Annotated in this window: 21 protein-coding genes; 8 read left to right on the top strand and 13 right to left on the bottom strand. The window is 42.1% G+C overall.

The genetic code is table 11. From position 1 onward, the window contains the following. Window positions 1-352: 352 nt before the first annotated feature. The 4 genes from IC007_RS05450 to IC007_RS05435 form a co-directional block, all read right to left on the bottom strand. Window positions 353-796 carry a YbhB/YbcL family Raf kinase inhibitor-like protein gene (locus IC007_RS05450; protein ID WP_054845611.1) on the bottom strand — a complete coding sequence of 148 codons (444 nt, stop codon included), beginning with the start codon at window positions 794-796 and terminating at the stop codon, window positions 353-355. Between the two features lie 33 nt (window positions 797-829). Beyond that, window positions 830-1,489, bottom strand: coding sequence for an archaeal proteasome endopeptidase complex subunit beta (gene psmB / locus IC007_RS05445; protein WP_054845610.1), 660 nt, complete (start codon window positions 1,487-1,489; stop codon window positions 830-832). 15 nt (window positions 1,490-1,504) lie between these two features. Then, window positions 1,505-2,704 (bottom strand): amidase, encoded by a 1,200-nt coding sequence (locus tag IC007_RS05440; RefSeq protein ID WP_054845609.1) that lies wholly within the window; start codon window positions 2,702-2,704, stop codon window positions 1,505-1,507. Window positions 2,705-2,968: 264 nt separating this feature from the next. Beyond that, entirely contained in the window at window positions 2,969-3,970 is a 1,002-nt protein-coding gene (locus IC007_RS05435) for an acryloyl-CoA reductase (protein WP_149528466.1), read from the bottom strand. 227 nt (window positions 3,971-4,197) lie between these two features. On the opposite strand from IC007_RS05435, the gene IC007_RS05430 reads away from it, so the two are divergent. Together IC007_RS05430 and IC007_RS05425 are read left to right on the top strand one after the other, a co-directional pair. Further along, a complete protein-coding gene (locus tag IC007_RS05430) occupies window positions 4,198-5,718 on the top strand; it encodes a cation:proton antiporter domain-containing protein (RefSeq protein WP_173569911.1) in 1,521 nt (506 codons plus the stop codon). Between the two features lie 15 nt (window positions 5,719-5,733). Beyond that, entirely contained in the window at window positions 5,734-6,255 is a 522-nt protein-coding gene (locus IC007_RS05425; RefSeq protein ID WP_054845608.1) for a cob(I)yrinic acid a,c-diamide adenosyltransferase, read from the top strand. Window positions 6,256-6,264: 9 nt separating this feature from the next. On the opposite strand, the gene IC007_RS05420 is transcribed toward IC007_RS05425, so the two are convergent. Then, the gene (locus IC007_RS05420) at window positions 6,265-7,197 is read right to left on the bottom strand and encodes an ornithine cyclodeaminase family protein (protein ID WP_149528465.1); all 933 of its coding nucleotides are present in this window, start codon (window positions 7,195-7,197) and stop codon (window positions 6,265-6,267) included. Window positions 7,198-7,425: 228 nt separating this feature from the next. On the opposite strand from IC007_RS05420, the gene IC007_RS05415 reads away from it, so the two are divergent. Continuing rightward, entirely contained in the window at window positions 7,426-8,199 is a 774-nt protein-coding gene (locus IC007_RS05415) for a hypothetical protein (RefSeq protein WP_149528464.1), read from the top strand. A 102-nt stretch (window positions 8,200-8,301) separates the two neighbouring features. After that, the gene (gene xerA / locus IC007_RS05410; RefSeq protein ID WP_054845606.1) at window positions 8,302-9,156 is read left to right on the top strand and encodes a site-specific tyrosine recombinase/integron integrase; all 855 of its coding nucleotides are present in this window, start codon (window positions 8,302-8,304) and stop codon (window positions 9,154-9,156) included. On the opposite strand, the gene IC007_RS05405 is transcribed toward xerA, so the two are convergent. From IC007_RS05405 to IC007_RS05390, 4 genes are read right to left on the bottom strand one after another with little or no spacing between them, the layout of a single operon-like run. Continuing rightward, on the bottom strand, window positions 9,153-10,121 hold the full coding sequence (locus tag IC007_RS05405) for a radical SAM/SPASM domain-containing protein (RefSeq protein ID WP_149528463.1): 969 nt from the start codon (window positions 10,119-10,121) through the stop codon (window positions 9,153-9,155). The two genes, xerA and IC007_RS05405, sit on opposite strands and share 4 nt — an antisense overlap. Further along, window positions 10,105-10,626 (bottom strand): gamma carbonic anhydrase family protein, encoded by a 522-nt coding sequence (locus IC007_RS05400; protein WP_054845604.1) that lies wholly within the window; start codon window positions 10,624-10,626, stop codon window positions 10,105-10,107. The genes IC007_RS05405 and IC007_RS05400 overlap by 17 nt, the downstream gene beginning before the upstream one ends. Window position 10,627: 1 nt before the next feature. Continuing rightward, a complete protein-coding gene (locus IC007_RS05395; RefSeq protein WP_054845740.1) occupies window positions 10,628-11,629 on the bottom strand; it encodes a methyltransferase domain-containing protein in 1,002 nt (333 codons plus the stop codon). Between the two features lie 8 nt (window positions 11,630-11,637). Further along, the gene (locus tag IC007_RS05390; RefSeq protein ID WP_149528462.1) at window positions 11,638-12,513 is read right to left on the bottom strand and encodes a beta-ribofuranosylaminobenzene 5'-phosphate synthase family protein; all 876 of its coding nucleotides are present in this window, start codon (window positions 12,511-12,513) and stop codon (window positions 11,638-11,640) included. A gap of 44 nt (window positions 12,514-12,557) precedes the next feature. On the opposite strand from IC007_RS05390, the gene IC007_RS05385 reads away from it, so the two are divergent. From IC007_RS05385 to glnA, 4 genes are all read left to right on the top strand, one after another. Next, window positions 12,558-13,907: a class I adenylate-forming enzyme family protein gene (locus tag IC007_RS05385; protein ID WP_054845602.1), complete on the top strand. Its 1,350-nt coding sequence runs from the start codon at window positions 12,558-12,560 to the stop codon at window positions 13,905-13,907. A 4-nt stretch (window positions 13,908-13,911) separates the two neighbouring features. Further along, window positions 13,912-14,310, top strand: coding sequence for a thioredoxin (trxA, locus tag IC007_RS05380; RefSeq protein ID WP_054845601.1), 399 nt, complete (start codon window positions 13,912-13,914; stop codon window positions 14,308-14,310). Next, window positions 14,307-14,915 (top strand): ATP-binding cassette domain-containing protein, encoded by a 609-nt coding sequence (locus IC007_RS05375; RefSeq protein ID WP_054845600.1) that lies wholly within the window; start codon window positions 14,307-14,309, stop codon window positions 14,913-14,915. The genes trxA and IC007_RS05375 overlap by 4 nt, the downstream gene beginning before the upstream one ends. A gap of 118 nt (window positions 14,916-15,033) precedes the next feature. Next, complete coding sequence (glnA, locus tag IC007_RS05370) at window positions 15,034-16,446, top strand: type I glutamate--ammonia ligase (RefSeq protein WP_054845599.1); 1,413 nt, start codon at window positions 15,034-15,036, stop codon at window positions 16,444-16,446. Window positions 16,447-16,499: 53 nt separating this feature from the next. On the opposite strand, the gene IC007_RS05365 is transcribed toward glnA, so the two are convergent. From IC007_RS05365 to moaA, 4 genes are all read right to left on the bottom strand, one after another. After that, window positions 16,500-17,396 (bottom strand): DUF7343 domain-containing protein, encoded by an 897-nt coding sequence (locus IC007_RS05365; protein ID WP_054845598.1) that lies wholly within the window; start codon window positions 17,394-17,396, stop codon window positions 16,500-16,502. A gap of 29 nt (window positions 17,397-17,425) precedes the next feature. Then, on the bottom strand, window positions 17,426-18,052 hold the full coding sequence (folE, locus tag IC007_RS05360; protein WP_054845597.1) for a GTP cyclohydrolase I: 627 nt from the start codon (window positions 18,050-18,052) through the stop codon (window positions 17,426-17,428). Window positions 18,053-18,136: 84 nt separating this feature from the next. Continuing rightward, window positions 18,137-19,204 (bottom strand): M24 family metallopeptidase, encoded by a 1,068-nt coding sequence (locus IC007_RS05355; RefSeq protein ID WP_054845596.1) that lies wholly within the window; start codon window positions 19,202-19,204, stop codon window positions 18,137-18,139. Continuing rightward, a complete protein-coding gene (gene moaA / locus IC007_RS05350) occupies window positions 19,201-20,118 on the bottom strand; it encodes a GTP 3',8-cyclase MoaA (protein ID WP_054845595.1) in 918 nt (305 codons plus the stop codon). Before moaA ends, IC007_RS05355 begins: the two co-directional genes overlap by 4 nt. Window positions 20,119-20,137 lie beyond the last annotated feature (19 nt).

The following is a 20,137-nucleotide window of genomic DNA, read 5'->3' as shown; positions in this document are numbered from 1 at the left end:
TATCATAATTTCCAACTTCTCCTCTTGAGGTGAAACAAAGCTATCTTTATCGACAGATCGGGAGATTCACGTCTCCTTTGCGAATTCAGTTTATTTATCGAAATAGAATGAATTTAATCGAAAGAACGTATGGGTTAGTAAGGATTCAGGCTTAACAATTTCCCTTATTCGATCTGTTTTCTTGCCATAATTACAATCTGCAATGTAGACCTGAATCGGCCGATAGATCTGGCCATTTATCACCAGACATTAAAGAAATCTGGAAAGAAAAAGCAGATTTAGGCCGTCACGCACATCTAATGAGAGATTATTTCAGAGTCTTGACAACTTGTGATCTTATCTCTCTATATATTCATTTTGCTCTCTTGTATTTCCCCATTATATATCCTTCATCTATCTTATGAGCTCCGATGAATTCTCTGAGCTCCTCTAACGTCATCTTCCTGCCTACATCGGAATCTAGGGCATAAACTCTGATGAAGTACCTATGAGCGTCGTGAGACCTCGGTGGGCATGGCCCACCATAGCCCACGTTTCCGAAATCGTTTTCCCCTTGTATCATCTCACCGATCTTCTCCCTTCTAGGTACACCTTCGTCTAAGGAATTCGACTTCATGTTATAGGCTATCCAGTGGATGAAAATCCCTGAAGGAGCGTCCGGATCCTCCATGATGAGGGCATAAGACTTAGCGTTCTCGACCTTATCCCATGAAAGCTTCGGAGAGATATCTTCACCATCACACGTGTACTTCGATGGAATAAATTCCCCTTCTTTGAAAACCGATTTTACTATCATATAAGATATATATAAAAACTCGTTATAAAAACGCTACTGCCCCTCTGTTATCCCTTTCTTGATGTAGAACTCCCTCTCTTCATGACCTGATTTGCTTAGCTTTGTAACTATAACTCCAGTACCAGTGAAGGAATCTCTCTTTATTGCGGAGAAAACTGCTCTTCTAGCTAGGTCTGCAGCCTCATCTAAGGATAGGTCTTCCCTATAGCCATCCTCTAATACACCTACAGCTACTGGGGATCCTGAACCTGTAGCGGTGTAACGTTCCTCTGTGACATCGCCTATGTAATCTAAATTATATAGAGATGAGCCGTTACTGTCATATCCGCCTAAAAGGATCTGCACTACGTAAGGGAAGTATTTATTTCTTGAAAGCATGGTACCTAGGTACATGGCTAGTCCTTTCACCGTTATTGGACCGCTACCGCTTATCCTATTATAGTTATATATATTCTTTAAAATATTATATACAAATTGTATATCTGCAACACTCCCTGCTGTAGTAACTCCTATGGTATCAGTAACGTAAAGCACTTTCCTCACAAATTTATGAGCTACATAGACTCCAGCGCTAGCCCTTCTGTCAGCAGCTAGTACAACTCCGTCTCTAACTTTCAGTCCTACTGTTGTAGTTCCCTTTAATATCTTGTCTTTCAAGTTAACTTCGCTCAAGTTATAGATGCACCTAGTCATGATTATCTTGAAAGCTTAAGAAACTTGCTTAGAACCAAATTGCTCATTAAGAAAGGACGCTATCCTGAGTAATTTCCCATCCTCAAACGGCTCACCGCTAACCATAAGCCCTAAAGGAAGTCCTTCTGGTCCTGATCCTAACGGTATCGAAATTGATGGTGCTCCAACTACGCTGAATAGTTCTGTGTTTGAAATGAGTTGGTACCTGAACTGAGATTCCCTTCCTTTGACCTCATCTATTTTGGGTGCAACTATCTTGGTTGTAGGGGATATTATCACGTCTACGTCCCTAAAGGCCCTTAGGTACTCCTCTAGTAATGCCCTCCTAGCTCTCATGGCATCTACATAGTCTACAGCAGATATCTTAAATCCTGAAAGGAGAATGTTCTTCGTATCATCAAAGTAGAGGCCTGCGTACGAATTTATCCACTCCTTATGATACGAGGAAGCCTCAGCTACGGCTATGGTCTGTCTGACTTGACCTCCGAAGTATGTAAGCATATTGAGATTGACTTGTTTCACTTCGAATTCAGAAGAGATCTTATCTAACACTCTAGAGAGTGATGAGGAGCCTTGGTCGTCCCCGAAGAGGTAAACTCCTATTTTAAGTTTGGAGGGCATTTGAGAAACTAAGACTTTCCTCTTATCGTAAGGTAATAATGAATTGAAAGTTAACAATATCTTGTCAAATGCCTTAGACAGTATGCCTACCGTATCCATGGACCAACTGAAAGGAATGACACCGTCTAATGGTATCAGGCCAGTGGTAGGCTTGAAACCTATGACACCACACAGAGACGCAGGTATTCGCGTTGACCCTCCAGTATCGGATCCAATTCCTACGTCCACCATGTCTAGAGCTACAGCTACAGCTGAACCTCCACTCGAACCTCCACTTATCCTAGTTGGGTCATGGGGATTCCTAGCCGGGCCTGCTATAGAAGACGTGTTAGTCGCTCCAAGGGCGAACTCGTGTGTGTTGGTCTTTCCAATTATCTTACCACCGTTCTTTAAAATTTGATCCACAACATAAGCGTTCTCTTTAGGCACGTAGTCCTTTAATACCCTAGATCCAGCTGTAGTTCTTACTCCCTTTGTAAGGAAAATGTCCTTAACTCCAAACGTGAGGCCTGACAGTGACCCTTCCTTTTCAGGGGGGATCTCATGAAATGTTATGAATGCATTGTATTTCGAGTTTAATTCTTCTAACGTCATCTTCGGTCATGCAGAAGAGTGGAGGGGGCATTTTTATAGATAGAGGGTCATCGATCTCTTTCTCCATGTACTTAATTTAGTCGATAAACCTTTTAAAAACATTCAGATCTCTTAATGACTAGATCTCGAGATTGCTGAAACCCAACCAAATACTTTCTCCTTTCTTTAAAAAATGAATTACTGAATAAATAAGTGAAAAAACACTGGTTTTAGTAATACTATCTACGTTTAAGTTATATCCTTTAAGTTATATCTAATTTAACGTCAAGGCTTCAACAAGACTTTGCCCACTTTGGATTTATCCTTAAGTAGCTCATACCCCTTATCTACTTCTTCCAAAGGAAGAGTGCCTGCTATCACTGGATTTATCTTACCCTCAGCTGTAAGTTTCAGGGCCCCCTCAGCGTCCTTCTTAGTTGCCGACGCATGCCCTATGATTTCTATATCCTTCAGTATTACGTAACCTAGCTTCAAATTGAAAGGAGCTGACGGATCAACGTTGCCGATCTGAACTATCCTTCCACCCATCCAAAGGGACTTGAGGTCTTCCTCCAGAGTAGGCGTACCTACCGTATCTACAATTACATTTATATCGGAAATCTTTTTTGCTTCAGAAGAAAATTCTTTACCTACTATGACATGATCTGCGAATTTGCCTACAGCATCAGCCTTTTCCTGCGAAGTGGTCACACCTATCACTTTGGCTCCCATAGCCTTCGCGACTTGTATAGCGTGTATGCCTACCCCTCCGCTGGCTCCTGTGACTAGGATAGTTTCTCCTTTCTTCAGTTTTGCCCTTGTGAGACCTCTATACACCATACCTGTGACACAAGGGACTAAAACTGCCCCTTCGTCAGATGCACCTGAAGGAACCTTGATCACGCTCGTGACTTTCAGCTTTGCCTTCTCTGCGAAGAACCCGTCTAGTTCTTCTGAGTACCCGAGCCTATGATGGCAATAAGCCTCCTCTCCAGCTCTACAATACTCACATTCTCCATCAGGAGCGTAAAGCAGGGATATTACCTTATCTCCTTCTTTAAATTGGGTCACGTCTTCGCCAACTTGTTCCACAGTACCTACTACCTCATGACCTAAGATTACTGGGTATTTCATCCTGGGATAGAAACCCTTTAGCTGGAGTGTGTCCCTGTAACAAAGTGCAGCCCTATCTACTTTCACTACCAATTCCCCTTTCTCTGGTTTAGGGTCGCTGACGTCCTGAACTTTATACCCTTGTTTGTGTCCAGTTACTACTACAGCTTTCATGGTTTGTTTATATTGTCTAAAAAATATAAGCACTACTATTCTCTAGAACGAACATAGGCTTGAAGGATCTTGGATTATTCTTACGAATTATTTTTAAAAGCATATAATAAAATATTTATAATATTTATAAATTATTTCATTTAATATCAAGAAATTCCTAACTGCTATAAGTAAACCATTTTACATGATAAGTAAAGATATTTGACCCAAAAGCCATCTCTACGCAAATGTCTATTGAAGTCACTTCTTTACTCTTCATAGGAATACTGCTCTTCATAGCGAAAGCACTAGAAGAGGGATTCAGGAGGATAGGACTAGTCCCCTTCGTAGGCTCTATAGTCACTGGAATAGTGATGGGAGAAGGTGGACTAGGGATAGTTCATGTAAACAGTATCATTTCTTTCATCACATCTCTGGGTATAGTCTTCCTCCTTTTTTTAGCTGGGGCTGAAGAGTTCGAAATCAAGACTAAAATTGAGAAGAAGTTCTTCCTTTCCGCTATACTGCAACTTTCCTTCCCTTTCTTAATAATAGTCTTGAGTCTGTACGCATTAGGAGGTTTCGACAACATCCTTCTAATATCTGTCCCCTTAGCTATGAGCAGTGCTGGACCTCTAACTAGACTTCTGATCGATGTAGGGATGAGCAAGAGGTTACAAGGAAACTATCTGTTTTACCAAGTCATAATAGACGAAATAATTGCAGTTGTGATGTTTGCAATTCTTCAAGACATAAGCCATATCGTTATCTCCACGGTTGAAGTGATTGCGATTGTTGTAGCTATAATTTTAATAGGAAGATATATTTCAATGGGGCTGGAAAGACTGGAGTCTGTCTTCAAAGTAAGGGAGATAGAGTTCGCAACCCTGATCTCCACCATTCTCGTGATAGGGTTCTTGGCCGATACTTACAGGTTTAACTCAGCTATAGCAGCTCTTTTCCTAGGGTTCCTTCTCAGGGATTACCTCAGCGATAGGCCAGAACTGAAGGAGAAGCTTCACGCCTTCACATACGGTTTCTTCGAACCGTTATTTTTCGTAAGTATAGGATTGTACTTTGTTAAAATTACAGCAGATATATTAGTAGTTGGTTTGTTATTGTCTGCCATTACTATGTCGTCTAAGGTAATAGTTGGAGGAATAACGTCAAGGCTGGTTAATCTGAACTCAACCTTCAACGCGTTAGGGACTGCAGTGAAAGGAGGCGTCGATACTTCACTTCTGATTACTGCACTTTCAGCGGGTTACATAAATGGAAAGGAATACTCACAGACTGTATTAGCCATAACCTTTTCCACAATAGTGATACCAATACTCTTTAAGAGAATTAACGTTAGAGGGGGAAAGAAAACAGAAGAGAACAGAAAGGTGAAGTTATCTCAAAGCGTTTCCGACCTAGCTAAAGAACTGGTTTACGTTACATGTGAAAGCCCTCTGAAAGATGCCGTGTTGATCCTGACCGAGAAGAGAGTCAGGGGAGTCGTGGTTGTGGATCAGAATTTAAGACCTATGGGATACATGTCAATGAACACAGTGATAGCAATAGACCCTAACGATTACGATAGACTTAAAATATGCGACGTATACCTCGACGAAATAGAGACAGTAAATCAGGAAGTGAAAGTCTCTAACGTCTTGAAGAAATTCAGAGAGACCGAGAAACCGTTGATAGCAGTAGTAGATAAAGAAGGGAAGCTCACAAACGTGCTTTATGAAAGAGAAATAATGAGGCTTTTAATCAGCGGATAGAAATACTTCAGTATAATGTGGTACACTGGAACCGGCGATAAAGGAAAGACGAAAGTGCCTTCGATGGGTGAAGTATGGAAGAACGATAGAATAGTCGAAGCCCTAGGTAATCTAGATGAATTGAATTCCATACTCGGTATAGTCATGTCTCTGTATCCCCCGCTCTATGATTTAATAACTCAGATACAGTCAGACATCTTCTCGCTCTCATCTGAGATAGCAGGATTTGACATGAACTTCGGTTACGATAAGGTGAAATTCCTTGAAACGTCTATAGAGAAGACGTCTGCGAACCTCCCTCCCCTCAAGAATTTCGTCCTGCCTGGAGGACATGAAGCTGCTTCCTTTCTTCATATGGCTAGAAGCGTTTGCAGAAGGGCAGAGAGAAGCGTGGTGAGCCTAATTAGAGAGGAAAACTTGATGGTAAAGGAAGTTCACATAGTTTACTTGAACCGTTTGTCATCTCTACTTTTCGTGCTTGCACTGTGGGTAAACAAAGAAACGAATAACCCTGACGTGATTTGGAAAGGTAAGTAACTGAAATAATTAAATGCTAACTTCTTTCCCTATTCCCTCTTTCTCAGCCTTCTTACAGAGGTAACTCATCGCCATAAGATCCTGAGAGGCAATCCCTACTGTCTTGAAGACAGATGGCCTTTCAACCTTTATGCCCTTTGATATGACTTCTCCTATTTCGATCAGCTTATCATTGAGTAACCCTAACCTGCCCGGAACTATTATATCTCCGCTCTCCTTCGAGGTGGCTTCCTTGGAATCTACAATGACAGTTCTGGCTTTAGATATGACTTCATCATCAAGTTCCCTAGAATCTGGAGTATGAGCCCCTATACTGGAAACGTGGAATTCAGGCTTCAAGAACCTCCCTAAAACCACTGGTTCACGTGAAGAGGTAGTAGAGTATATAACCTCGGAGGAAGAAAGGAGTGTCTTTAAGTCCGTTGAAATTAAACCTAATTCTTTCGCCACTTTTACATGAGAAGATCTGGCGGTTATCATTATGTCACCAATTGAAAAGAAGTCTCTGGCTACTCTCACATGGTAGTAAGCCTCTTCTCCAGCTCCTATAACCCCTAGAGAGTTGAAATATCTTCTGCCTAACGCAATCCACGTAGAAAGGACGCTGGCTGCTGCCGTTCTCAAAGCGGTAAGAGTTGAGCCTTCTGCTATGCATTCCGCTTCGCCACTTTCAGAGGAAAAAAGGACTGCTATCCCATTGACTGAAGCCTTTCCTTTTTCCTTATTTTCGTTAATTACGTTAACTATCTTCGTCCCGAACGAGTGCTGGTTGAATCCTATCATTGAACCCCACCAATTGCCATTAACAGTGAAAACTTGCCTTTCAGGCTGGGTTATTTTGCCAGTCGAGAAAGAAGAGAAAGCCTCTTTCGCTGACTCAACTAGCGTGGAGCTATCAGCCACTTTCAACAGATCATCCTTTGAGAGAACTAAAACGTTCATGATTCTATCTTAAAGAGCAGGGATTTATTTAAAGAGCTTTTAAGTTATGATGGACTCTTCGTTGACACACGCATTCTTATTTTTACATTTCCTTCTTGATTTTACTATATCTTACTTTTTTTAGCTTTTTAATAAGTTTCTTCTTTAACATCGTTAAGGAAGAACAATATATTAAAAATTTCAACATAATAGACATACTTAAAATCATGATTTATTATAGAACATAGCATGACAAAATTATACTCACAAGAGGTCTCAACAGAAACGTCATGCAAAACCGTCGAGAAATGGCTCATGGATAAGACTAATGTGGTAAGCAATTTACCTTATCTGGTGGGTCTGAAGGGAGATGATGTAACTTTAAGGTTTAACAGAATGGGGATATTCAGTTATAAAGAAACGTTCTCTACTGAAATAGGACTAATTGGAAAGGACTTCATAGAATATAAACTGAAGGCGAAAAGCTCTCTTCTAGAGCTAATGTTTTCTCTAAATCAGACTCCTAAGGAATGCAACATTAAAGTAATGCTTAAGTATGTAGGAGAGAAGGAATGGATAGTCTCTAAGGCACTACCAACAATCGGAAATGAGGTTGCTAAGACAGTAGGTGAACAAGTGAAGGAAGAAAGACCTATGGAAACTGGATTGGACTTCGGTAATCTCGATCTTGGCAAAATTTCCGATGTGTCAAAGATATTATTGAAATCAAAATTAGAAAAGACAGAAAATATAGATGCAGAACCCAACCTCGCTGTTTTCCTAGAGAATATGTACAGTGAGGTGTCTAAATACCCAGTAGTGTACATCTCAGGACTTGGAGAAGGGATGTCTTTTAGGGTTCTTATGATAAATGGGGAGTTTAAGGAAGTTTATATCAATGACGGAAGCTCGGAGAAAAGGGATGAGACTATGTTGAATAATCTAAAGGGGAATTTTAAGGTGAATGTATACGTATATCTAGCTGGTGCATCTAAGAAGAGAGTGGAGGAGAAAGAAAACTGAGAGTAACAGTTATATTTTGTCATGATATAATTTTTTCCCTCTCCTCTCTCTCCTTTCTCTCTACCTTTTCCTTTTTAACTCATCCTTAAGAAGTCCATTTTTATGAAGCTCGATATAGGATCTGCTGCAGATGATGTCAGTCTCGAATCATTCGTTAATTCGCTCGTATTAGCTGGGGCAGGAAAGGGAACAGTTAAACTCTATTCCGCCGCAATTAAGGATTTCCTGAACTTTGTAAATAAGGATCCACGAGAGGTCTCAACATCGGACTTCAATCGTTGGATGATGTCACTAATGTCAAGGAAGGGGAAAAAAAGTAAGGTGGATGAGATAGAGGAGAAAAGGGCTAAAACCGTTACTGTTAGGTCTTACGCTATAGCGGTAAAAAGGTATTTGAAATGGGTAGGAAAAGACGTCAAGGGACCTCTACCTCGCATAAGAAGAAGAGAATACAAGGCATTGAATGAAAAACAAGCTCTCGCATTACTTAACGCAGTTAGAGGAAGAAAAGGTAGACTAGCTGTTAGATTATTACTCGATACAGGAATACGTTCTAATGAGCTCCTATCCCTCAGAGTTGTAGATGTGGACCTAGATCACAACCTCTTAAGACTCAGAAATACTAAGAACGGTGAGGAGAGGGTGGTCTTCTTCACTGAAGAAACTGCGACCCAGCTTAGATCCTACGTCCGCGGAAAGGACCCACAGAGTAGACTATTCGACATAAGTTACCAAGCTCTTTACAAACTGATCAGAAGGGCAGGAAAGAGATGCGGGATAGAGGATTTAAGACCACACATATTACGTCATACATTTGCTACCATGGCAATAAAGAAAGGGATACCTCTTCCCGTATTACAGAAGATACTGGGGCATCACGACATTAAGACAACTCAGATATATATGCATCTGGTTAACGACGACGCACAGGAAATCTACAAAAAAGCCTTCGGTTAAGCCCTTCCAGTAAAGCGCCACTTAGCCATCTCAGTCGCGTATGATATGAGGTCCCTTAAGCTATTGAAAGAAGCTGTCTGGAGATGAAGGTACTCGAACCTGGCTTGGTTCTCTAGCATTTTCTTTTGCAGAGATCTAACTTTTTCCGACTTCATTATGTCCTTCAGTCTGTTCTCTGCTACGTTGCCCACGACTTCTCCGTTTATATCGTCAGGGTAAGGTATATCACCGTTGGGGTATACAGTTATAGCATAACTAGTAACTCTGGACGGTGTTTTCCCCACTAACGCATTGATGAAGCCCCACGAGTTGTTCAAGGTAGAGCCATACTTGCTCTTGAGCTCATACATTACCTTGTAGAACTTCTCTGGGTCTGGAGCTAACTTAACTTTTGAGTCGGGGTAGTCTACTGCAGGCATTGCGAGTATCTTGTACCCACATTCCCTCACTTTTCTGACCTTCTCCTCTAGCTTATCCAAGTTGAATCTGGTAACAACTGTCTGGACGTTGACCTTAATTCCGTACTTCCTGAACCTGCAAAGGTCATCTAAGTTCTTCACGTTCCAATGATACTCGTCTATAGAGTAGTGCAAGAAATCTATCTTGTCGGCGACCTTAGCAAGGAAGTTTTCATCCCTCAGTCTATAGCCGTTTGAGGTCAACATGATGTAGAATGAACCGTCGTGAGCGTAGTTCAAGAGATCTAGTATGTCTGGTCTTGATGTGGGTTCTCCTCCCTCAAATGAGAGGACTATCACGGAGGAGTCCCTCATGTTATCTATCATCTTCTTGACCCTCTCTGTAGGTGCTTCGCCTAACTCACCGCTGTAATATGAGGGGTTACAAAAAGTACATCTCAGGTTGCACTTCGAAGTTACTTTGAAAGTAGCGTAACCCGGATTGAAGGGATCCTTAAGTACTTGAGTATCAAAGAACCACTTTACTGCTTTAATGTCTCTGCCCATTTGATGATAACCTCTTCACATGATTTATATATTCTGTTGCATTCTCCTCTATAACTTTTATTTCTTCTTCTTGAAGCTTCCTCACTACCCTTGCCGGCACTCCTAGGGCTAGGCTATAGTCGGGAATTTCCTTCCCTTCTGGTACAACTGCACCGGCACCGATTATAGAGAAATCCCCTATTCTGCATCCGTTGAGCAATATTGACCCCATTCCGATTATCACATTCGACCCCACAGTAGCTCCGTGAACTACTGCATTATGACCTATAGTTACCTTGTCCCCTACTCTAACTTTGTATCCGGGATCTGTGTGTACTGAGGAGTTCTCCTGTATGTTTGAACCGTTACCTATTTGTATGGAATCGTTGTCGCCTCTTATCACTGAGTAGTGCCAAACGCTGGACATGTCCCCTATTTCTACGTCTCCGATCACATATGCAGTTGAGTGTATGAAGGAGTTCTCACTTACCCTGGGAAACTTTCCCATGAAACTTTCTAGAGGCATGTCATTTTTTTATCAGTTTAGCTATAAAAAAGCCTGTCATCCCCTGCATTGGATGGAACCTCACCTCCTTCTCGACCTCGAAGCGTCCGTCTTCAACCACTGCCTCATTCTCCATCTCGGTAACAGTGCATGTAGAGTAGATCAATGTTCCTCCTTTTTTAAGTATCTTGTATGCTGAATTTAGAAATTGCTTTTGATACTCTGAGAACGTGAGGATATCCTTTCTCGTCTTTTTATCGTAAAGTTTGGGTCTCAGCCCCATCGCAGAGCAAGGTGGGTCTATGATGACCCTGTCAACGTCCCTGAGGTTGAAATCCTCATAAAGGTATCTGGAGTCTCCCTCGAATACTTGAGCCACAGCGTTCATTTTCGCCAACAAAGACCTCATTTTATCTACCTTCCTCGCTGTATGATCGAAACCTAGAACCTTGGCTTTGGGCTGAAGTTGCGCTACATGCGTAAGTTTTCCTCCCGGCGCAGCATTCATGTCAACTATCGTTTCCCCAGGTCTCGGATCCAATAACCTAGCTACAAACATGGAAGACTTGCCTTGGACGTAAATTTCTCCCTTAGCTAACTCTGGCAGTTCTGAGAGTTTGACAGAGGAATAGAGAGAGTTATCTACCTTAACTACGAGGTCTGGTGAGTTTATGAATTCACCTTCTCCTACCACATCTCCGCGCTCGCTTATTACAGTAACCCTTTTTCCTACTCTTGCCTTAACCTTCTTGACCCCAGGTCTAAAGACGTCTGCACCTACCATTACACTCTCAGCAGTCTTTTTGTCCACAATCACTACATCATCATACGTCTCTACCTTAAACGGGCCTTTTATTGGTGTGAAGAGGGCTTCTGGGAAGTCTTCGTCCCTCTTGAAACCTATCCTGTCAGCTACTTCCCCTGGATCGGCCTTGATAGTGTTGACCCTAACGTAAAGCCTCGGGTTAGGTCTCGTTATTTCTCTCAAAAATGAATCCACGTAGTTTCCATATACTTTCCTCAGCTCCTCAATCACGAATTCGTCGTAATCCATCTGACTTTCGCCCCTTCGTTGTTGGGCTCAACTACCGAACCGCCGAATCTAGACACTAGTTCCTCGCCTTCCCTTCTGGAAGAAAGGAAAGTGTAGACTAAGGGTCCGAATGAGGATAACCCGCCAGGGAATCCTGCTATCTCCATGTTCCTCATTAGTGTCTTCACTTCTTCAGATTGCAGACTCACTTCGAGCTTCTTAAAACCTAGCGTCTGTATCCTCCTGATAGAGTCTAACGCGCCTTCGAGATCCCTCTCTGCGACTGAGGGTAAAAGTCCCATCAATACTACCCTGGAAAGCTCGTCTATGTTCTCAGGCTTGGCAGACTTGAAGAAATCCAGCTCTTCCCTACCGAACACTTTCTTGCCTCTGGGAATATTAATGTATATTTTCCAAGGGAAATCCATCCTGGCCAGCAAAGCTGGGGGTGGAGAATCGGCGAAATCGGAGGGGAGGATGTCCTTCTTGACTTTCAGAGAGTGCCCTCCGTCCAACACTAGCCCCCCGTAATGAAATGCGTAGATACCAACGCCAGACGTGGTTCCTCTTTTGACTTTGGAGGCTAATTCTTTAACGGAGTAAGGTAGGTGGTTATACTCAGAGGCTAGTTTAGCAAGTGAAAGTCTGAACTGAGTGGTATGACCTAATCCAACGTGCTCTGGGTAATCTTCCTTCACGCATATCCCTGGAGTTTTGAAATCCAGATCTAAGGGAAATTCCATACAGTTCCCAGTAGAGACAACTACCCTCGGTTCCTTCAACGCTATACCTACGCCTCCGTCTATCCTGTTCAACCTTCTATCCATATTGATGAGCGTAATATGGATCCTGGAAAGCCCCTGAACTTCGATCATTACCAAAAAATAATAGGGTAGGATTAAAGGGTATCCTGATAGTCTTGAGCTATGGAGAAGCCCTAGAAAAATGGTATAAGGAAAAACCTTCTTCTACGTTTTTAATAGATTCGGAAACCTCCATGACCTTTGAACAGGTAAAAGAGAGAGTATCAAGTATAGCGTCAATCCTCTCACCAGGAGATACGGTAGCACATATCATGAACAATTCATTGAAGTCTGTGCTCTTTTACCTAGCCTCATTTTGGGCTGGGGCTAAAATCGTTGCTATAGATCCTCTGACTTCAGCGGAGGATCTGAAGTTCATTTTAGACGACTCTAAGCCTGATATTGTGTTCACTGATGAGGAAATACTTCAACGCGAAAAAGAATACCTGAAAGGGTATAAGGCTATCACGGATGTGGACACAGGGAACAAAGTTAATACACCTTACTCTTACACAGAAGACGAGACTGGCCTGATTTACTATTATGCCGGAATAGCCGGAAAGACAATGCAGGTGAAACACAGCGCTCAAAGGGTCAGGCTCAATGCCATATCTCTGCTTAAAGCTATTTCACTAACTGAAGTTAAGTCGATACTTACAGTCCCTATAGCCCACGTGCTCGGAAATAGCGTTTTCGGAGTTACGTTAGAGGCGGGCGGAAAAATGTACGTCATGAAAAAGTTCTCTACTGCTGAAGCTTCCTCGGCAATATCGAAATACAGTTTAAATTACTTGGCTACAGTACCAATGATTTACGACTCTTTCAATTCTTCAGATTCTAACTTAAGTAGTTTAGAACTATGCGTCAGTACCGCGGCACCGCTGTTCCCTAAGACGGTAGAGCAGTTCAAACAAAAATACGGCAAGGACATAGTACAGCAATACGGCTTCACAGAGGGTTTAGTGATCACTTTCCAACCTAAGGAACTTTCAGGGGTCATCTCCTTAGGAAAGCCTTTACCTAACGCGGAAATAAAGATAGTGGACAATAAAAACAAGGAAGTAGGGAAAAACGAAACTGGAGAACTCCTGATCAAAGCCCCTTGGCTCATGTTAGGATATAATGACCAAGAAGAAACGGAGAAAGTGTTCCACGAAGGATGGCTGAAGAGCGGTGACTTAGTATCTATGGACAACAAAGGTCTCCTCTATTTCAGAGGCGTTAAGAAGAGGATGCTGAAGTATAAAGGATATCCTATATTCCCTCGCGATCTAGAAGAGATCCTCCTGACTCACCCAGACGTGATATCGGTGGAGGTAAAGGGAGAGGACGCAGGGAACCTTGGTCAGCAACCTGTAGCCTACGTGAAGGTAAAGGGAAACGTGAAGGAGGAAGACCTTATGAACTACGTGAACTCTAAGGTAGCGTTTTATAAGAGGCTGAAGAGAATTTACATAGAAGGATGAGAAGATGTCGGAAGTAGACAAGCTGGTAAAGGAGGTCTCTGAAAGGCTTTCGAGTTTAGCTAATTCCATAAAGGAAGTCCCATCTGAACTGCAACAAGTTGAAGATGAGAACATTGATGAAGTACTTAAGAACAACAGGGTAGTTGTCCTGGATTTTTGGGCAACGTGGTGTGCCCCGTGCCACCTTTATGAGCCAGTGTTCAAGAAAGTAGCGTCCAAGTACAAGGAGAAAGCTTTCTTCGGCAGAGTAAATGTGGACGAGAACAATAAGACCGCAGACAAGTATAATATCATGAACATACCTACTACCTTAATATTTGTCAATGGAGGGCTTGAGGACACTCTCGTAGGAGCTATAGACGAGGAAACTTTAGAGAAAGCTATAACTAAATATCTGCAATGATGGAGTGTTCCGTTAAGAAGAGGCTGAAAGACTTCTTCCTCGATGTTAACCTCAAAGAAGAGGGGAACATCGCTATAACGGGCGAAAACGGAAGCGGGAAATCTACGCTCGCTAGAATAGTAAGCGGATCACTTAAACAGGACGAAGGTTACGTTAGAATAAATGGAAGAGACGTGACCCACAAGAAACCGGGAGAGAGAGGAGTGGTTCTAGTTACTCCTTCCTCTTTCGTTCCGAATTTCACTCCTTTTAAGCACTTGAAATGGGGATATAAAGCAGGACTGAAAAGAGGTAACATTCTAGATTTAGAGACGGTAATTCAGGAGCTGAAGTTACCCGTAACTGAGAAGAAGCTCAGCGAACTAAGTCTAGGCAACAGAGAGAGAGTTTCCCTTGCCACAGCGTTAATAGGGAGACCTGACGTCATAATTGCGGACGAGGCCTTCTCTAACATAAATGATAGAGAGTCGTTCATGCAAAGTTTCATTTCTTTATGTAAAAAGAATTCTATACAATTAATCTATATCACACAAGATATAAAAGACGTTAACCATGCTGAGCACCACTATATCATGAGAAACGGTAGATTGGAAAGAGAATACTAGACTTAAAATATATTTCATCATTTTCTAACATTCACGGTGTTTTCATGCATAAGAAATTGAATAGTTTTTACTCAAATAATAATGAAAGTTTTTATACTCTTCATCAATAATGGCGTGCATGCCAAAGTCAGCAGAGGATGTGCTCAAGTTAATAAAAGAGAACAACTTAGGATGGGTAGATCTCCAGTTCACAGACCTACCGGGTAGGTTACATCACATAACTATACCGTCCACAGATGTTGAGCTTGAAAGCTTCAAGAGCGGATTTGGAAAGCTCGATGGTAGCAGTATAAGAGGTTTCACAGAGATCTTCGAGAGCGACATGGTATTAATGCCGTTGGCTGAAACCGCGTCCCTAATTCCTTGGTCCCCTGGGGTCATGAGAATACTCACTGACGTATATTGGGGTGGAGGAAAGGGAAGGTTTGAGAGAGATCCAAGAGGAGTTGCTAACACTGCAGAGAAGTTTCAGCAAGACCGTGGATACAAATCATTCTTCGGCCCTGAATTAGAGTTCTTCCTTTTCGATAAGGTAGATTTAGACGTAGCTACACCTCAGTCTGGCACAGGGTACAAAGTCCATGCAAGGGAGTCCCCTTGGGATAACAGCGGTTCGTTCATGATCAGATATAAGGAAGGGTACTATCCCGCTCCTCCTGTAGACAAACTAATGGATGTGAGGGTGGAAATTGTAGATACCCTAGTTAAATACTTCGGATTCACAATTGAGGCAACACACCACGAGGTAGCCACTGCAGGTCAAGGAGAAATAGATTTCAGGTTCTCTACTTTAACCGACACAGCTGACAAAGTACAAACGTTAAAGTACGTTACTAAGAACATAGCAGCTAAACACGGCTTAACAGCCACATTCATGCCCAAGCCAATTTACGGAGACAACGGGACGGGAATGCACACTCATTTCAGTTTGTGGAGTAATGAAGGTAAAAACTTGATGTTCGATCCTAACGACGAATATGCTGAGATAAGCCAGATTGGCAGATACGTGATAGGAGGCATCCTTCATCACGCTAGAGCTTTGTCAGCAATAGCGTCTCCATCTGTAAACAGTTACAGGAGACTAGTCCCAGGTTTTGAGGCACCAGTCTACACTGCATGGAGCAAAGGTAATAGAAGTGCAATAATTAGAGTACCGTCGTATTTTAGAGGCATCGAGAAAGCTAAAAGAATCGAATACAGAGCTCCTGATCCTTCATGTAATCCATATCTTCTGTTCTCTGCAGTTCTTATGGCTGCAATGGATGGAGTAAATAGAAAGATTGACCCAGGCAATCCTGTAGACGAGAACATTTACCACCTGACACCTGAAAAGAGGAGGGAGAAAGGAATAAGGGAGCTTCCCAGAAGTTTAGACGAGGCTCTCGACGAGCTAGAAAGCGACAAGGAGTTCTTGAAGCCAGTCTTCAGTAATTCCATAATCGATACATACATAGACCTTAAGAGGCAGGAAGCTAAGACCATGCAAATGTACCCACATCCGATGGAGCTTTACTACTACTTGGACTCCTGAAATAAGAAGATTTTTAAGAATTTTATTTAATTATTTCATTTTTCTTCTATAGATTAATTTTTTAAACTGATTGATATTTTTCTGTTTTTCTGCATCTCCTTAGGATCAAGATAACTATCGAACTCATATGTTTTGACTGCGTCACTTAGCACGTTATGGTCGAAATTAAGGAAATTAGAGTAATCACTTATCCATCTCTCCTTTGAACTGAGGAACTCTGAGAAGGACTCTTCATAAATCCTCTTAATTTCCTCAGCCTTAGTGACATCTTTCCTTATTGCTAATGTACAGCAATGTTCATGCTCAAAGTAATTTACCTTTATTCCTCTACTCTTTAGCAAAGTAAGATAAGGCTCCCAGATAGCTACTGCATCAACTTCTTTCCTATCGAGCTTCTCAATGAGCTCAGTAGGACTTCTCATGTGAACTATGTCGGCCTCTTTACAGTACTCCAATGTCCAAGCTTCCATGCTAGAAATAAACGTGGAGCCTACCTTGCCACAGTTTTCGCCCACAATACCCCCTCCTCCTTTAGCTCCGCCAGATAGAATTGTTATGTTACCAAATATCCTATTGAAGAAAATCTGAGTCACGAGAGGTGACATGACAACTTCGAGCTTACCTAGAACTAAGTCTTTAGTTAGAGAAACACCATCACTATAGACTTCCAGCTTCGGGTTATAACCTTTCTCTTTCACCTTCTTATAAAAAGGAATAATGAAAGGGTACTCTGCAGCATTTATTATGCCTATTCTAAGCGAATTCCTCAGAGAGACGGAGAGGTTCCTTCCAATTATCTTTTCTCTTGAAATCTCACCTTCCTTCTCTAGCTCAGAAAGGATTTCCGACAACCTACTTTTAGATAAACCGGTGATCTCCTTGAGTCTGGACTGCGGAAGGTAGCCTCCATTCTCTCTAAGTATTGACAAAATAAGCTTCTTACTTGACATGTCGTGTATAAAATATGTTTGTAAATAACTTATAATAAGTTTTGCTTAGTGGAGGATTCTATCAACCTCATAGCTTGGTTTCTCAATGACCTATTTGTCTTTAAAACTCCCCTAGTAGCGATGGAGACCAAGTTGGCTTCCCTGTCCTTTACGCCTCTAACAAAGGAACACATGTGTACTCCACTCCCTATTACTAGAACTCCTTTAGGTTCCACGTCGCTGTTCATCAATGCATCGGCTATTTGCGATACCAGTCTTTCCTGAATCTGGGGTCTGGAAGCGTAATAATTGGTTATCCTTATTAGCTTACTGAATCCTGCTACCTTTCCTCCTTTACCAACAACATACGCTATGTGTACTTTACCTATGAATGGAAGTAAATGATGCTCACATAAAGATGAGAAGCCTACATCTTTAGCTACAATTAGCTGATCTTCCTCGTATTCCACGTCTCCGGTTTCCGACAACTTGAATACCTTTATCTCGGGTGGTTCTGTCCTCAATCCTGAGGTCATCTCGTAAAGTGCCTTCGCTACCCTTGTAGGGGTTTCTCTCAGTCCCTCCCTGTTTACATCCTCTCCTAATAACTCTAGGATTTCTTTGACACGAACTGATATCTCTTCTATGGCTTTCTCTTTGTATTCTATCTTTTCCATTGTGACCGTAACCTACTATGTACTTCCTTAAAATTAATACTTTTTTACAGAACATCTAACTACTATTTTTAATGCCTCTATAGATTACAGTAGTTTATAAGTGGTTTCCAACACTTCAGGCTTCCCTTTCCTTACTATCAGCGTGTCTTCAATTCTGACCCCGAACTTACCGTGAATGTAAATTCCGGGCTCAGCCGTTATCACCATGTTCTCTTTTAGCGTATCCTTCGACGTGAATGAAACGTAAGGCTTCTCATGCACTTCTATACCTACGCCGTGGCCAGTGGAATGGACGAAATACTTCCCGAAGCCAGCCTTCTCTATCACCTTTCTCGCTGCCGTGTCTATTTCCGATGCCTTGACTCCGTCTCTCACTAGATCGATTGCCTCCAACTGAGCCTGTAGAACTATCTCGTAGATTTTCTTCACTTCTTCCAGAGGTGAAGGGATGAATGTCCTAGTGCTATCGAAGCAATAGCCGCCGAATTTAGCTCCTATGTCTACCACTGCTGGCTTTCCCATCTCAAATACCTTATCTGAAGGAATATGATGAGGCTTAGCTGAGTTCTCAGAGAAGGCTACTATGGAAGGAAAAGCGTAATCCTCCGCACCTTCTTCCTTCATTGTTAAGTCTATGTAACCTGCGACCTGTTTCTCGTTAACTTTCCCAGATAGAACTTTGTCCATACCAACCTTCATCGCAGACGAGGTGATTTTACCTGCCTCTTTTATCATCGCTATCTCCTCCTCGTCCTTTATTGACCTCTGATTCAGGATGACGTCAGAGATATCAGAAATGTTGTCTACCAAGGTCTTAAATTGAAGATAAGAAGGAGTGTTCACCCATCCCAAATCCACGCCTAGTTTACCGCAATTCCCTAAAACGTTCTTTAATGCTGTAGTTAGAGATCCTTCGAATGTGTCCTCCGCTATCTTGAATGGAAAATAGCTAACCACATCAACTCCTTTTACTTCTAGGGCACGGTTCTTCTCCAGCTCTGGAACTATTAAGGTAAATCTGCCGTCCTTCAAAGTGAGTACTCCTGCACCTTCAAAGTTAGAGTAATAGTACAGATTTGGTTCTGCTGCAACCATGACGCAATCTAGTCCGTTCTCTTCCTGGAGCTTCTGGAGTTTCCCGAGTCTATTCATAACTTATATTTGAAGTTGGGCTCTCTAATAGCTATCGCAATTTCAAATGCAGACCTTATCAACGGATAGGCTACATCGTCAATCTCGTCTAGGACAGAGGAAATATCTATAACCCTTTCGTCCCTGTATAAACAAGTCTTTAGTTTTCCGTCTGCAGTCAGTCTTATCCTGTTGCATCCAGCACAGAACAGGGGATTGGCGTAAGGCTTTACAACCTCGATCACCATACCTGAGCTCATGACGTATCTAGGCCTCATGTGTTTGGATCTAAGCTCCTTCCTGACGGATACCTTCTCTAGTTTTTCTTCCAGATCCTTTAGGAATATATGGTTCTCAAATGCCTCCCTTCCATGACCCACTGGATGCATCTCTATCAAGTGAACTTCATCAACTCCTATTCTCTCAACCATGGAAAGCAGATTTTCTATATCGCTCAAGTTCTTCCTTGTCACTACTATGTTCACTTTCAATGGTCTGAGATGATATTCCAACGCTGCCTTGATTCCATCGATTACCCTCTGAAAGGCGTCTACACCGGTCACAGCCTTAAATGACGTAGGATCAGACCCGTGGAGGCTCACGTTAACCCTAGATAATCCTGCTTCCTTCAGTTTTCCCGCTATTGAAGATAAGAGAAAGCCATTAGTAGTCATGGAAACTTCCAACCCTAAGGAAGATATGTCTGAGATGATCTGGAACAAATCCTTCCTGAGCGTGGGTTCTCCACCCGTAAGTTTAACCGACCTGACTCCATAATCCCTTGAAATCTCCGTTACCCTAAATATCCCACGTCTAGATACTCCGGATACTGCGTCGCCTTCGCCTTCCATGTGACAAAAGAAACACTTGAAGTTGCAAGTATGAGTTAATGTTATCCTTAGGTCTTCAACCGGCCTTCCGAACCTGTCAAGCATATATATTCTTATATTCTCG

The sequence above is a fragment of the Sulfuracidifex tepidarius genome (genome assembly GCF_008326425.1).
Classification (GTDB): domain Archaea; phylum Thermoproteota; class Thermoprotei_A; order Sulfolobales; family Sulfolobaceae; genus Sulfuracidifex; species Sulfuracidifex tepidarius.
This window is presented reverse-complemented; position numbering and strand designations above follow the sequence as displayed.